14 protein-coding genes are annotated in these 14,052 nt (G+C 41.7%); 3 read left to right on the forward strand and 11 right to left on the reverse strand.

The features are described 5' to 3' along the window. Positions 1-18: 18 nt before the first annotated feature. A complete protein-coding gene (locus tag FXF36_RS13580) occupies positions 19-2,142 on the reverse strand; it encodes a PTS sugar transporter subunit IIABC (RefSeq protein ID WP_151624970.1) in 2,124 nt (707 codons plus the stop codon). Between the two features lie 427 nt (positions 2,143-2,569). Here FXF36_RS13580 and FXF36_RS13585 point away from each other — a divergent pair, with 427 nt between their 5' ends. Together FXF36_RS13585 and FXF36_RS13590 are read left to right on the forward strand one after the other, a co-directional pair. Then, positions 2,570-3,232: a hypothetical protein gene (locus FXF36_RS13585; protein ID WP_151624972.1), complete on the forward strand. Its 663-nt coding sequence runs from the start codon at positions 2,570-2,572 to the stop codon at positions 3,230-3,232. Between the two features lie 14 nt (positions 3,233-3,246). After that, positions 3,247-4,575: an Mbeg1-like protein gene (locus FXF36_RS13590; RefSeq protein WP_151624974.1), complete on the forward strand. Its 1,329-nt coding sequence runs from the start codon at positions 3,247-3,249 to the stop codon at positions 4,573-4,575. Between the two features lie 50 nt (positions 4,576-4,625). Here FXF36_RS13590 and FXF36_RS13595 read toward each other — a convergent pair whose 3' ends face one another. Further along, positions 4,626-5,048, reverse strand: a complete 423-nt coding sequence (locus FXF36_RS13595; RefSeq protein ID WP_151624976.1) for a hypothetical protein — start codon at positions 5,046-5,048, stop codon at positions 4,626-4,628. Between the two features lie 129 nt (positions 5,049-5,177). Here FXF36_RS13595 and mnmL point away from each other — a divergent pair, with 129 nt between their 5' ends. After that, on the forward strand, positions 5,178-6,083 hold the full coding sequence (mnmL, locus tag FXF36_RS13600) for a tRNA modification radical SAM protein MnmL/YtqA (RefSeq protein WP_151624978.1): 906 nt from the start codon (positions 5,178-5,180) through the stop codon (positions 6,081-6,083). On the opposite strand, the gene FXF36_RS13605 is transcribed toward mnmL, so the two are convergent. The 9 genes from FXF36_RS13605 to FXF36_RS13645 form a co-directional block, all read right to left on the reverse strand. Next, positions 6,064-7,104 (reverse strand): pyridoxal phosphate-dependent aminotransferase, encoded by a 1,041-nt coding sequence (locus tag FXF36_RS13605; protein ID WP_151624980.1) that lies wholly within the window; start codon positions 7,102-7,104, stop codon positions 6,064-6,066. The genes mnmL and FXF36_RS13605 overlap by 20 nt on opposite strands. Beyond that, entirely contained in the window at positions 7,071-8,048 is a 978-nt protein-coding gene (gene cbiB, locus FXF36_RS13610) for an adenosylcobinamide-phosphate synthase CbiB (protein WP_243143516.1), read from the reverse strand. Before cbiB ends, FXF36_RS13605 begins: the two co-directional genes overlap by 34 nt. Beyond that, positions 8,002-8,583 (reverse strand): histidine phosphatase family protein, encoded by a 582-nt coding sequence (locus FXF36_RS13615; protein ID WP_151624982.1) that lies wholly within the window; start codon positions 8,581-8,583, stop codon positions 8,002-8,004. The genes cbiB and FXF36_RS13615 overlap by 47 nt, the downstream gene beginning before the upstream one ends. Further along, a complete protein-coding gene (locus tag FXF36_RS13620) occupies positions 8,583-8,915 on the reverse strand; it encodes a bifunctional adenosylcobinamide kinase/adenosylcobinamide-phosphate guanylyltransferase (protein WP_151624984.1) in 333 nt (110 codons plus the stop codon). Before FXF36_RS13620 ends, FXF36_RS13615 begins: the two co-directional genes overlap by 1 nt. An 8-nt stretch (positions 8,916-8,923) precedes the next feature. Next, entirely contained in the window at positions 8,924-9,685 is a 762-nt protein-coding gene (locus tag FXF36_RS13625) for an adenosylcobinamide-GDP ribazoletransferase (RefSeq protein ID WP_151624987.1), read from the reverse strand. A gap of 10 nt (positions 9,686-9,695) precedes the next feature. Beyond that, positions 9,696-10,223 carry a bifunctional adenosylcobinamide kinase/adenosylcobinamide-phosphate guanylyltransferase gene (locus FXF36_RS13630; protein WP_151624989.1) on the reverse strand — a complete coding sequence of 176 codons (528 nt, stop codon included), beginning with the start codon at positions 10,221-10,223 and terminating at the stop codon, positions 9,696-9,698. 3 nt (positions 10,224-10,226) lie between these two features. Beyond that, complete coding sequence (locus FXF36_RS13635; RefSeq protein WP_151624991.1) at positions 10,227-11,312, reverse strand: nicotinate-nucleotide--dimethylbenzimidazole phosphoribosyltransferase; 1,086 nt, start codon at positions 11,310-11,312, stop codon at positions 10,227-10,229. Beyond that, entirely contained in the window at positions 11,302-12,636 is a 1,335-nt protein-coding gene (locus tag FXF36_RS13640) for a cobyrinic acid a,c-diamide synthase CobB (protein ID WP_151624993.1), read from the reverse strand. The genes FXF36_RS13635 and FXF36_RS13640 overlap by 11 nt, the downstream gene beginning before the upstream one ends. Positions 12,637-12,784: 148 nt before the next feature. Beyond that, the gene (locus FXF36_RS13645) at positions 12,785-14,041 is read right to left on the reverse strand and encodes an ABC transporter permease (RefSeq protein ID WP_151624995.1); all 1,257 of its coding nucleotides are present in this window, start codon (positions 14,039-14,041) and stop codon (positions 12,785-12,787) included. Positions 14,042-14,052 lie beyond the last annotated feature (11 nt).

A 14,052-nucleotide genomic window follows, 5' to 3' on the forward strand; every position in this document is an offset into this window, starting at 1 on the left:
AAGTGTTTCTCCTAATGATTACTCGTAAAAATCAATTGCAAGTAAGTCATCGCCAGCGTTAATCTCGCCATTGCCTACGCGACGAAGCTTCTGATTGCTCTTAAGCTCTGTGCAAAGTACAGGAGTTGCTACTGAAGGAGCGTTCTTAGAGATGTAATCTAAGTCTGCCTCCATAAGTACATCACCCTTCTTAACCTTCTGTCCGTTTGTTACGTGAACATTGAAGCCTTCACCCTTAAGCTTAACTGTATCAATACCAAAGTGAAGAAGCATTGCTACATCGTCATCTGTCTTGAAACCGATTGCATGCTTTGTATCAAATACGAATACAACTGTACCGTCTGCAGGAGCTACTACCTTTCCATCATTTGGAGTAACAACTGCACCATCGCCCATCATCTTCTGAGCGAAAACATCATCTGGAGTCTCTGCTAAATCAGCAGCTACACCAGTAATTGGGCTACCAAGGATAACTGTCTTAACAACCTTACCTGTTGGCTCGTTTGTTGCCTCAGCCTTAGTTTCCTCAACAACCGCATCATTTGCTCCATTGTATTCTACATTTGGAGCTGTTTCAAGATAATCTTCAAGGTTAGCCTTGATAATTGTAACGTGTGGTCCGTAAATAACCTGTACACCGTTACCCTTGTGAACTACACCAGAAGCACCTGTTGCCTTAAGCATAGCATCATTTACAAGCTCAGACTTGTGAACTGTAACACGAAGTCTTGTTGCACAGCAGTCAACATCAGAGATGTTTGCCTTACCACCAAGACCGTTGCAGATTTTCTCAGAAGTGTTGTCGTTCATAGACTCCTTCTTTGCGTTGTAGTCAGAACGTCTGTAAAGCTTAACCTCTTCATCAGCGTCACGACCTGGTGTCTTAAGATCGAACTTCTTGATAAGGAAGCTGAAAAGGAAATAGTAAACTACGAAGTAACCTGCACCTACAACTGGTACCCATACCCATGATGTCATAGCGTTTCCAGGAAGAATACCGAATAGAATTAAATCGATGATACCGCCTGAGAATGTCATACCAACACCAACGCCAAGCATGTGCATGAACATATATGATGCACCAGCGAATACACAGTGGATACCGTAAAGAGCTGGAGCTACAAATAAGAATGTGAACTCGATTGGCTCTGTGATACCTGTAAGCATAGATGTAAGAGCTGCTGAAAGGAGAAGACCTCCAACTTCCTTCTTCTTCTCAGGAAGTGCGCATCTATACATAGCAAGAGCTGCACCTGGAAGACCAAGGATCATAAATGGGAACTTACCAGACATGAATCTAGTAGCTGATACTGCAAAGTGATCAATTGTGTTCTGTGCACCAAGCTGTGCAAAGAAGATGTTCTGTGCACCTTCGATAAGCTGACCATTAACCTCGAGTGTTCCACCGAGAGCTGTCTGCCAGAATGGAAGGTAGAATACGTGGTGAAGACCAAATGGAATAAGAAGTCTTTCCATAAGACCATATACCCATGTTCCAGCATAACCAGAAGCAAGAACAACACCACCTACTGCGTAGATGCCCTGCTGTACGAATGGCCATACGAAGAACATTAAAATACCAACTGCTGTGTATACCAAACCAGAGATGATAGGAACGAATCTTGTACCACCGAAGAATGATAATACCTGTGGAAGCTGGATTTTGTAGAAACGATTGTGAAGTGAAGCAACACCAAGACCTACGATCATACCACCAAATACACCCATCTGTAATGAAGTGATACCGCAAACTGATGTTGTTGCACCATCAAGCATTGCCTCTGCTCCGCCATTGATTGTAATCATAGCACCGATTGAAGCATGCATGATTAAGAAAGCGATTGCTGCAGCGAGTGCTGCTACTTCTTTTTCTTTCTTTGCCATACCAATTGCTACACCAATAGCAAATATAATAGGCAAGTTAGCGAATACGATGTTACCAGCATCGTTCATAACTGTAAGAATAGCATTACCTGCTGTACCTGGTCCTAAAACACTTGTGAGATGGTAAGTCTCAAGCATAGTTGTGTTTGTGAATGAACCACCGATTCCGAGAAGCAAACCTGCTACTGGAAGGATTGCGATTGGAAGCATGAATGAGCGTCCAACTCGCTGCAATACTGCGAAAATTTTGTCTTTCATTTTGTTTTTCTCCTATACATAAAAATGTTTTTGCGTACTTATGTAAAAGCTGCTAAGTGTCTTTTTCTATATGATGGGTATAAAAAAAGACACGAACCCTACATAAATACAGTTAGTTTATGCATAGTTCGTGCCTTGATTGGTTACAAGTTACACACTACGGATGATAAGTTACCATGTTAAAACCCTTGTGTCAATAGGTTTCGTACATTTTCGTAAACGTTTAAGTAACTTTTTTATTTTTATGCATACAGATGAATAAAAATGAGCACTAACTACCCTTAATTTCGCCCATTGTATCCATTATCAAATCAAGTTATAATGTATAACGTAAGCGATGTTTGCACCAATGTCCAAAAAAGACCGAGCTCAGCGTTCATTGCGCAAAGTAGCATTTGTTAATTGTTGAAAAGAAATTGGAGGGAATATGATTAACATTACAGATGACGAGAAAAAAGTGCTGTCTGGAATAACCTTCCACACAGAGGAAATTGAAAACGGAAATCTTTGCGACACAGACATTGCTTTGCTATACGAAATGCGTCTGGTGGACAATTATCTAAAGGATAAATATCCAACCTTCACCTTTGAAATTACAGGCTGCGAACCAAAGGACGGTACTGTCCGCACCTACGATGAGTGGTACTACACAGTGGAAGGCATCAACAGAGACTCTGCATTTATCGCCATGGCAGATGGTGATGATGCCGATTTAAAAATAAAGGATGACTTTTATGGTGAGGTCATAAGGGAGGATATAAAAAAGGAGCTTGAAAAAATTTTAGAATCCGCGGGCATTCCTGTTATTGATGTAAATGTTTCATTTTGGGAATATCTAGGCAATGAATTTGACGGAGAACTCTCTCCTATAAATGTCCTTCATGGAAAGCTTCCAACTGGAAATGATTTTAAGATCTTTTTGGATGATACAAAGCTTTCTGACAAGGACTACAAAAAGGTAGTGGCTGATATCAAGAATTGTCTTAAGACAGAAGGTGTTCACGGAGACATCTATATAGTAGTTCTAAAAAATGCTGAGGCAGATTACGCAAGAGACCGACTTTTTTCCGATAGTTTTATCATTGAATAGATGAGGTATATTGTATGGAAAATAATCTTTCTAGCAACCTTTCAAGTAACCTTTCGATAGAAGAAATCGTGCTCATCAACAACCTGCTTTACTGTGAAAATCTAGGTGGACCAAAGGGTACATTTCTGTCTACAAGCCAGGAATCCAGAACAATTGGTGACTATATCGATGGTGTGCTTCATAATGCCGCCAAAATTGAGAATGATAAAGAATACAGCACAGGTGTAACTGGCGCTGAATACAAGCAAATCATGTGGTCTATAAGACCAAACGAGCATCTGAAGAATATTATTATCCTCCAGGTCCACTATGAAAGTGACTGTGCCGGTGGCGGACGAAGTGCTCTTCTGTACGACCCTGTTGGAAATGAAGCAATTGTTGCCTTTAAGGGCACCCAAAGCGATGCCGAGTGGATTGACAATGTTTCCGGATTATATCAGGTTCCGACAGCATTTCAGACTAACGCATTAAACTGGTTCCGTTCGCTTGATTTGGAGGGCTACGATACAATCACTGTCACTGGCCATTCAAAGGGTGGCAACAAGGCCAAATTCATCACTCTTATGGATAATCGGGTGGACAACTGCTTCTCCTTCGACGGGCAAGGCTTTTCTGATGAATTCATCAAGAAATACGCTCACCAAATTATTATGAATCAAAAGAAAATCCTAAATATTATAGAAGAAAGTGATTTTGTAAATATTCTGCTAAACGATGTTGGTAAAAAGCAGTTTTATCTTGGAACAAACTGTGGAAGGCTTGGCTTTGCGGAGAATCACTGTGCAAATGCTGTGGTATTTTATGATGATATTGGCGGAATGTCTGTATGGCCTGCTCCTGCTCAGGATAAGAAAATGTCCGATTTGGATGTGATGCTTAACAGCTTTATACGCTCTATACGCATGACTACAAGAGAAAAGGTTGCGAACATGCTTGGCAGCCTAATCGTAAATGCCAAAGGCGGTGACACCGACAAGCTTGTGTACACACTCTCTGACGAGCGTTATTCAGACAGTGCAGCTCAGCTAACAGCCTACATTTTCAAATACAAAAACAAGAAGCCTCAGATGGTGGAATCCGTAAAGGAAATCATGGAGCAAAACGGCTTCAACACCAGCATGGTTGGAATCATTGACTTCGTAACTAATCACTCATTACTTATGCGCCTCATAGGCAAACGCCCTAAGCTGGTACTGCTAATCCTCCATCTAAAGCACTCACCAGAAAATATGATAAGCTTCCTGCAGCGCCACACGGAGCTCTTCGCCCTATTAGTCGAAATCTCCCGCAAGATGCAACGCATCTCCCTACGCTACAGCGGCGAGGATATGCGGGTTGGCTAGCGATGTGAAAAAGGGACTGGCAATTGCCAGTCCCTTACTAATATCATATTCTATGCAAGAAGCTTTTCTACAAACTCTGTGCCCTGCTCAGTGCACATGCCACATGTGTGTGCAATGATTCTGTTGAGCTCGCTCTGCTCATCTGGGCGTCCTTCAAATACTGTACCATTGAAATTACGGCCTACAGCTGAAGAAACGATCTTATATTTTGTAGTAAGCTGTGTGTATTTGTCGTAGGTTCCAAAGACCTGAAGACCTGCGAACAAATCACCTATAGCAGCATAATTCTTATCCTTAACATACTCCGCAATCTTTGTGCAAATCAAAGAATCTGCATAACTGTTATCAGTGCCATATCTATGTATAAATTCAAGGAAATTCTGCCCAAGTGTAAGAAGGAAATCCTCCTCCTTTGATCCGCTGAGCTGTTGCTGCATCATTCCTATTTTTCTTCTAGTACGAACTGTTATCATAGTATCTCTCCTCAGTACTCATCCGTTATCAAAACTACATTTTTCACAAAGACCCGACAATCATATAACAATTATTCGTAGCTGTCAATCACTTTCTTAATTATAACACATCTGTGTTATACTTGTTCCATGGAATACATTTCACTATCAGATTATTTAAAAAATAAATACGGTACAAAGGTATACAAGCTCTCTCTCACCAGCGGCTGCACCTGCCCAAACAGGGACGGTACTATCAGTACTGGTGGCTGTATCTTCTGCTCTGAAGGTGGCTCTGGAGACTTTGCTGCCAAGGGTATGAATCTTGCTGAGCAAATTTGTTATGCCAGAGAGCTTGTTGATAAAAAGATTTCCTCGAAGATTCCACTCGAAGAACGGAAATATATTGCCTACTTCCAATCCTTCACCAATACCTACGGTGATCAGGAAAGATTAATGCGCCTTTTTTCTGAAGTGCTATCTTATCCTGAGATTGTAGGGCTTTCTATCGGTACACGTCCAGATTGCCTTTCAGATGAGATGATTGAGCACCTTTCCAAGCTGAACTTAGAAAAAGAGGTTTGGGTTGAGCTTGGTCTGCAAACCATTCACGAAAACACTTCAACGCTTATCAACCGAGGCTACCTGCTTCAAGTGTTTGAGGATGCATACAAAAGACTCACCGACGCAGGGCTAAAAGTAGTAGTTCATGTTATTCTTGGCCTGCCTGGTGAATCAAAGTCAGACATCATAGATACGATTGATTACCTGGCGAAGCTAACGCCCAGGTTGTTTGGCGTAAAGCTTCAATTGCTTCATATCTTAATGGGTACAAAGCTTGCTGATATGTATCAATCGCAACCATTTCATATTTACGAACTGGATGAATATTGTGAGCTTGTCTGTGAGTGCCTACGTCATCTTCCACCTGAGACTGTTGTTCATCGCCTCACTGGTGATGGTCCTAAAAGACTTCTCATTGCCCCTCTTTGGTCCGGAAATAAAAAGGTTGTAATGAACACAATGCGGGAGGCTATTAAAAAAGCACATCGCTAAGTGCAGAAATCAATCCCTCATTTTCATTGTGCTGTTTAACTGCAATTCTATAGAAGCCCTTAGCTAAGCCTTCATAGTCCGAACAGTCACGAATTAGAATTCTATATTCTAAAAGCTGCTGCTTTAATTCAAAATTATTGCATTTGAATAGAAGAAAATTAGCATCAGAGCCATAAACCTTCACACCAAGTTTCTTCATCTCATGAGTCAGGAAGTAGCGCTCCTCTTCAACAACCTTCACTGATTTTTCAAGATACTCATGATGCTTTAGGCACTCCACTCCTGCCATCTGCGCAAAGATGGAAAGGTTCCATTCTGGAAGATGTGACTTCAACTGATCTGCCATTGCCTCCTTGGAGCAAATTGCATAGCCAATGCGAACTCCAGGAATCGCAAAGGACTTAGTGAAAGCCCTAAGCGCTATAACAGATTTATGACTCTGAATATCCTGTATAACTGAACGCTGCATATCTTTTCCTGTTAGTGGTAAAAAGCACTCATCAACCACAAGGACTGCGCCAGTTTTATCACAGGTTTCTATAATATCATCAAGCAAATCCTTATCTATCAACTTACCATTTGGATTGTTAGGGTTGGTAAGGAAAACCAGCTCTGGCTTCTCTACTATTATCCGCTCCACAAAATCATGATGAAGTTCAAAATCGTTTTCTTCTGAAAGATGATAATACAAAAGCTTGCATTTTGGATTCACGCCTTTCAAGCATGTTTCATAACCCGAAAAGCAAGGCGCCACTAAAAGAGCCCTCTTTGGATTTATGGCATGACAAATCGCCATAATAATCTCCGATGCTCCGTTGCCATAAACAATCGTTTGCTCACTCACATCAAATAAAGCTGCCGTATCACCTACCAGTGCTTCATGAACAATGTCAGGGTACTTATTGGCATGAAGCGCCGCCTCAGTTAAAACCCATTGCACCTCATCTGGCACTCCCAACGGATTAATGTTTACTGAGAAATCAGAAACTATGCTATTTCTATAAATATCACCACCATGCATATCAAAACCTCAAAAATTATTTCTGTCGCAAACATCAAAATATTTGCACGTTTTATATCTTCATCCGAGATTGGTCGCAGCCTATCTCCGATATACTTCTTCTCCACTACTTTTCCGAAGTAGCTTGCTGGGCCGGCAAGCTGAAGTCCCAAAGCTCCTGCACATACACTTTCAGTTTGTGCGGAGTTTGGACTGGCATGATTAAACCGGTCTCTTTTGAAAATCCTATAGGCATTCCTCATGCTATAATCTTTTCCAAGAAATGCGCAGGCCAAAATCATAAGCCAAGCACTTATTCGTGCTGGTACAAAATTTACAATATCATCGAGCTTTGCTGCTGCTCTTCCAAAATCCATGTACTTGTCATTTTTGTAACCTACCATGGAATCCATGGTGTTTATAGCCTTGTAGGCGATGCCAAGCACTGGGCCACCGATTGCCAGATATAAAAGAGGTGCAATGACGCCATCAGAAGTATTCTCCGCAACTGTCTCAACTGCCGCCTTAATCACTCCATCTTCATCAAGACTTGCTGTATCTCGGCCCACAATCATGGACACAGCACGTCTGCCTGCCTCAAGCCCTTCTTCTTTGAGAGCCGTGTACACCTTCATACTCTCGGTGTAGAGGCTTTTTGCAGCAATACAATAGTATGTAATCACTGCTTCAATTATAATTCCAAATATTGAATTTAATGTGTATGCGAAATAAAGAATAAGAAAACATATTCCCACTGATATCGTAATTACGATAATTACCATCAGAAGTCCCAGCCTTCTTTTTCTTGCAAAAACAGTCTCAATATCAAGGCTTCTGTCTGCCACCTCCAGAAACTGCTTAGATAAAAATGATATTAAATTTCCTATCCATCTGATTGGATGTGGCCAGCCTATTGGATCACCTAGTAAAAGATCCAGGACGAAGCCCGCTAAAAATGCTGTCATGTGATAAATCAAAAGTGTATCCCTCGCCATTCTCTGTCATGTATGAGTAAAAATCCCCGCCAAAATAATGGCTCAAAACAGCCATGATTGTGCCCCCATGGGCAACAATAGAAATATCCTCTGCATCCCCAATGTTTTTAAGTACTTCCTGAAATCCCCTTAGGAATCTCTCGTTTGCCGCAGCTGGACTTTCCCCCTTAGGAAAGGCTTCTGTTCCACCACTATCAATCCAACGCTGATACTCTGGATTGTCCGCCAGCTCCTGGTAGTTCTTCCCCTCAAAAAGACCAAAATCGGTCTCTCGAAGATCCTGAACAATCACAGGCTTCATTCCTGGGTATATTATCTCCGCAGTTTCGATACAGCGTGCCAAAGGACTTGAAAAAACAATATCTGCAGGTGGGTAAACCCTGTTTTTGATTAGTTCCTGCCCATCTGTGCTAAGCTTTTCATCTGTAATTCCGATATATGCTTTTCTTTCATTGCCAGGGGTTTTACCATGGCGAATAAAAGTAATATGTCTTACCTCAGTCATTATTTAACCTTTACAGCGATTCCGCAAACCACCTTGTATACTTCAGTCGCCTCTTTAGCAAGGCTAATTAGAATGCGACCTGTAACCTCTCTCCACTGGCGGTCAAACTCCTGCTGTGGAACCACTCCATTTCCAATTTCATCAGAGATGATTACCCAGTCTCCGTCAGTAACTATCGCTCTTATCTCTTCTAAGATTTCCTGCTGTATCTTGCCTGCCTCAAGTCGCTCTTTAATAAACAGATGAAGATGATTCAGGCAATTTGCATTCGAAAAATTTTCGCTGGCATAATCAGTCTTCCCCTGATAGCTGCCGCCTACAACTAAAACCATTTTTCCTCCTATTGGAGCACATTCAAAGCCATTACAAATGCGCCAATTAACATCTCAGTATTTACAACAAACCAGCCAGCCAAATCCCCTGTGATTCCACCAAAGTTTTTGTAGGCCATCCTAATGTAACCAACTGTCGATAAAAAAGACACCACAATCAAAGCAATTGTTGGATATGGATTAACATAAAACGCATATACGAAACAAGCTATTAGCTCCACAATCAATGCGATAAAGACAATATTGTCACTTGCCGTCTTTGCCTCGGTGTGAAGCAAGCCATCTTCCTTGGCCTTCTTGCCTCGAACAACGCATATTCCACTCAGGCAACGTACAACAAAAAATGAAAAGCACCAGGTGATAAAAGCTTCCTTGGTCATCATCAGAATTGCTGCAAACATTATAAGTCCAAGTGTTACAAGATTAATAACTGAAAAGGCTCCAATGTGTGGGTCCTTCATTATTTCAAGACGCTTTTCCTTTGTCTGCCAAGAGCTTAATGCATCGGTCACATCCATGTAGCCATCCAAATGAAAGCCGCCTGTAACAACCAGTGGAATTGCAAGTGCAAGCGCCGCCAAAGCCAAATGCGGATATTGATATTTCTCATATAAATAATATAAAGCATATTCCAAAACGCCTATTACCGCCCCTACCCATGGAAAGAAAATCAGATGATACTTCATATCATCACTTGCCCATTCGAAATGTGGCATAGGAATTCTTGAATACATGGAAAAAGCTACTGCTATTGATTTAAGTATTTTCATATCTAGTAATTCACCCTTTTATTTTTAGCGGAATCCCAACTACAACCTCGTAAACCTCTTCAGCTTCGCTGGCAAGCATTGAATTTAACGCACCAAGAGCCTTCAGATAATCCATTGTGGTTTCATCGTATTGAACTCCATCATCGAAAATATCATTTGAAACAATAACAAGCTCACTGATGTGTCCTGCAAGTACTTTCAAATCTTCAAAGATCTTCTCGATGCATTTTTCTGATGGAATAATCTGTCCATCTCTAAACATCTCGTTTGCCACAAGATTCGATAGACACTCCAATAAAATTATTCCATTTTCGTTTATATTGTTTGTGATTTTTGCGGCATCGAAAGGCTGTTCAATCGTTTCAAAGCCCTTGCCAGCTCTGGCTTCTCGATGCTTTTGAATTCTGGCCTTTGCCTCATCATCAAATGCTGCCATCGTGGCAAGATAATACTGAATGTCATAATGCTTTTCGCAGACAAAGCCTTCTGCAAACTCCGACTTGCCGCTGCCACTTCCGCCATAGATTAATGTAATCATTAACTATTTATCTACCTCAAAATTTTCATACTGCTCTACTTCGGAATCCTCAAACTTCAAAGCCTGATGGAAAGCCGTATCCGTAAGGCGAAGCATATTAGCCATCATAACTGCGCCAGCTCCCTCGCCCACAGCCATCTTTGCATCGAATACTGGCTCCAGCTTAAGCTTCTTTGCAAGCTTTTCAGAAACAGGCTCCTTGCTGATGTGTGATGGAATCAGATAATCCTTTACATTTTCAAGAAGACGCTCTGCCACAAGTGCAGAAACCTGGCTGAGCATTCCGTCAAGAATAATTGGGACCTTGTACAAGCCACCGCCCAAAACAATTCCTGTCATGGCAGCTAGCTCAAGCCCACCGAAATTGCTGCAAATTTCCACTGGAGAAAGACCGCTGTACTGAGCCAATGCCATGGCAACTACAGCACGCTTGCGACTAAAGCCTTCATCATCAAGGCCTGCGCCGCGACCTGTTACAGCCTCTGCATTCAAATCCAAAAGATAGCCTGCCATTACAGAAGCTGAGGTGGTATTTCCAATTCCCATCTCGCCAACGAGAATAACATTGTAGCCTTCCTCCTTGCTATCCTTTACCAAGTCCATACCAACCTGAACTGCTCTGGAGAACTCCTCCACAGACATTGCAGGCTGCTTAAGGAAATTGCAGGTACCATACTTCACTCTGCGATTCAAAGTGAATGGAACCTCCTTGGCGTAATTAATTCCAACGTCAACAGAAACAATATCGATTCCAAGAGATTTTGCCATCACACCGGCAGTGGTGATACCCATGCCGATATTTGTGGCACAGATTCTGGTAACATCCTGCTCAGTCTGGCTGACACCCTCTTCAACGACTCCATGGTCGCCACAGCAGACTATCAAGCGCATGTGAGATAAATCAGGTGCCTCGAATCCCTGAATTGCTGCAATTTTAGAATGATAGTTTTCCAGATTTCCAAAGCTGTTAATTGGCTTGGCAACCTTGTCCCAACTATCTTTAATCTTTCTGACCTCAGCCTCATCAATAGGCTCCACTGTCAGCTTGTTTTCTAGCACATCATCAAACAGAAATCGTTCATTCCCCATAATTTTTCATAGCCTCCACAAAATTTTTTACAAAGTCTGGGTTAGATGGATAATACAGATGTGGGAATCCCGCATAGGAACCACCAAAATGATGAGTGCATTGCCACTGTTTACCCCCCATTGGCTTTTTGGCAACGCAGGCTTCACCATTATTATCCGTGTCATAATAGTGGAACTCATGACCGCGAATCTTCATTTTGCCATCATCTATTGTCACATAGCCAAATCTAACAAGCTTACCCACAAACCAGGCTGCACCAGAAATGGCTCCCGCCATATCGTATTTACGATTTTCCTTATCTGAAACTGAATCCATCAGATACATAAAACCGCCGCACTCTGCAAGAACTGGCATGCCCGATTCAATAACAGATTTAATCTCACTTTTGATAATTGAATTTCTCGAAAGCTCCCTGAGATAATTCTCAGGATAACCGCCGCCAAGCAAGAGTCCAGAAATATTCTCTGGAAGATGCTTATCATTCAAAGGTGAGAAATAAACAAGCTCTGCTCCCATGTCCTGGAGCAGCTGCAGATTCTCCCGATAGTAAAAGCAAAAGGCTCTATCGTAGGCAACCGCCAATCTGACAGCGGACTCCTGCTCCTGAGTTTTCTTATCTTCTATTATATCTAATTTTGCTGCGGATTCGGCAATTTTTATTATTTTAGATGTATCCACACTCTGAGCTACAGCATTTGCCATCAGCTCAAGCTTCTCGTGAATGGTCTCAATCTCTTCAGGAAGAACAAGTCCCAAATGTCTACTGCTGAGCTCCACGCCCTTCGTGGCAGGGACCGAGCCTAGATATTTTATCTTTAATTCCTTTTCGATAAGCTCTCCAAGCTTGTCTCCAAAGGCTGGACTTGTCCTGTTCAAAATCACGCCCTTGATTAGATTGTGCTTGTCGTAGTCTAAAAAGCCCTTTATCTCAGCAAGAATAGAACGGCCTGCTCCCTTTGCATCAAGCACAAGAATAATCGGAGCCTTAAGCACTCTTGCCAGATCATAGCTTGAACCAGTCTCCTCTGTGCCACCGACTCCATCATAAAGGCCCATGACACCTTCGATAACAGCTATGTTGCCTGAATATTCCTTTGCAAATAGCTGTCTGGTGGTATCATCATCTGTAAAAAATGTATCAAGGTTTCCCGATGGAATTTCTAGCACAGTTCGATGAAACATCGGGTCGATATAATCCGGGCCGCACTTAAAGCTACACGGATTCATGCCCTGAGCCTTCAGCACAGCCAATAATCCGCATGTAATTGTCGTTTTGCCACTGCCGCTCTTTGGGGCAGCAATCATAATTCTAGAGTAGTTCAATGTCTCCTCCCTTTACAAGCCAAAAAGCCAAGCTAAATGCTTGGCTTACTATCTTTTCTTTACACAGCAATAATAATACCACAAGTATCACAAAGTGTCACACAAGTGGGGATGAGACAATCCGTTAATAAGAGAAAAAGATAATAAATTATTCATATCTAAGGGCATCAATAGGATTTAATTTGGCTGCATGCTTAGCTGGTGCATATCCGAAGATAACGCCGATTGCAGTTGCAAATCCAATAGAAAGATAAATACTTGTAAATGAGATATTAACTGGAAATCCCATGACTTTATCAACTAATACACCAAGGGACAATCCCAATATCATTCCTATAACTCCACCAATCAGACAAAGAATAATTGCCTCACTTATAAACTGGAACATAATCATCGAATCTTCTGCCCCAAGGGCCTTTCTTGTACCGATTTCCTTGGTTCGCTCAGTGATTGATACAGTCATGATATTCATGACACCAATACCACCAACCAACAAAGCAATAGCAGCAATTAATGCAAAGGCAGCGGTCATCTGACTCATTGTCTGCTGCTGACTATCCACCATACTCTTATTGGTATAAGTAGAGATTGAAAAGATGTCCTTTAATCTAGAGGCCATTCTCTCATTTTCATAATTTGTAACTTCTGTAGGGAAGGTGTTCATATCCACTCCTTCAGCTGCCACAATCACAACAGAATCATAGCTAACCTCATGCTTGAAATCAAAGGCTGTCTGCAGTGGAATATACACATCTGTATTTTTATCATTTCCAAAGCCATAGATTGACATAAGATCCTGTATTGGCTCATAAATTCCTACTATGGTAACATCCAAAAAATCTGAATCCATCAGAATCTCTGCGTCTGTTCCAAGTACTGAGTCAGGATTATAGTTTTCTCCGAAAAGCTGCTGGGCAAATTTTTCTGAGACTATTGCCACCTTGCTACCTTTTTCATAAGCATACTGGTCGAAGAAATTTCCTGCAGAAAGCTTCACATTATTAGCCTTTAAATAACCCACGCTAATTCCATAAACATTAACGCTTGCTTCTTTACCAAGCTTGTTTACCTTGCCACTTCCAGCCTGAGACTTTACAGAAATTGCAGCTATCTTATCCTCGAAATGCTGGGCCATATCATGCAAATCCTCAGCTGTTAATTCGGCAGCCTTCCGATCATCCTCAGATACTTCCTCATTCCAGTCTATCTGACTTATATAAAAATCCATATTCTGCATGCCAAGCTCAGACATCTGCTTAACCTGTTGGGCTGTCATTGAATCACCAATAGTCATGATAGTGATAACTGCCGCAACACCTATGATAATACCAAGCATAGTCAAAAAAGCTCGAAGCTTGTTGGCCTTTATACTTCTTATTGCTAGTTTACAGTTCTCGATTAACATAGATTCTTCCT

Origin of the sequence: Pseudobutyrivibrio xylanivorans, assembly GCF_008935055.1 — a bacterium.
Taxonomy (GTDB): Bacteria; Bacillota; Clostridia; order Lachnospirales; family Lachnospiraceae; genus Pseudobutyrivibrio; species Pseudobutyrivibrio xylanivorans_A.

Coding starts and splice junctions, on each gene's coding strand:
- FXF36_RS13580 (WP_151624970.1), bottom strand. CDS start 2,142: ATGAAAGACAAAATTTTCGCAGTATTGCAGCGAGTTGGACGCTCATTC.
- FXF36_RS13585 (WP_151624972.1), top strand. CDS start 2,570: ATGATTAACATTACAGATGACGAGAAAAAAGTGCTGTCTGGAATAACC.
- FXF36_RS13590 (WP_151624974.1), top strand. CDS start 3,247: ATGGAAAATAATCTTTCTAGCAACCTTTCAAGTAACCTTTCGATAGAA.
- FXF36_RS13595 (WP_151624976.1), bottom strand. CDS start 5,048: ATGATAACAGTTCGTACTAGAAGAAAAATAGGAATGATGCAGCAACAG.
- mnmL (WP_151624978.1), top strand. CDS start 5,178: ATGGAATACATTTCACTATCAGATTATTTAAAAAATAAATACGGTACA.
- FXF36_RS13605 (WP_151624980.1), bottom strand. CDS start 7,104: ATGCATGGTGGTGATATTTATAGAAATAGCATAGTTTCTGATTTCTCA.
- cbiB (WP_243143516.1), bottom strand. CDS start 8,048: ATGACAGCATTTTTAGCGGGCTTCGTCCTGGATCTTTTACTAGGTGAT.
- FXF36_RS13615 (WP_151624982.1), bottom strand. CDS start 8,583: ATGACTGAGGTAAGACATATTACTTTTATTCGCCATGGTAAAACCCCT.
- FXF36_RS13620 (WP_151624984.1), bottom strand. CDS start 8,915: ATGGTTTTAGTTGTAGGCGGCAGCTATCAGGGGAAGACTGATTATGCC.
- FXF36_RS13625 (WP_151624987.1), bottom strand. CDS start 9,685: ATGAAAATACTTAAATCAATAGCAGTAGCTTTTTCCATGTATTCAAGA.
- FXF36_RS13630 (WP_151624989.1), bottom strand. CDS start 10,223: ATGATTACATTAATCTATGGCGGAAGTGGCAGCGGCAAGTCGGAGTTT.
- FXF36_RS13635 (WP_151624991.1), bottom strand. CDS start 11,312: ATGGGGAATGAACGATTTCTGTTTGATGATGTGCTAGAAAACAAGCTG.
- FXF36_RS13645 (WP_151624995.1), bottom strand. CDS start 14,041: ATGTTAATCGAGAACTGTAAACTAGCAATAAGAAGTATAAAGGCCAAC.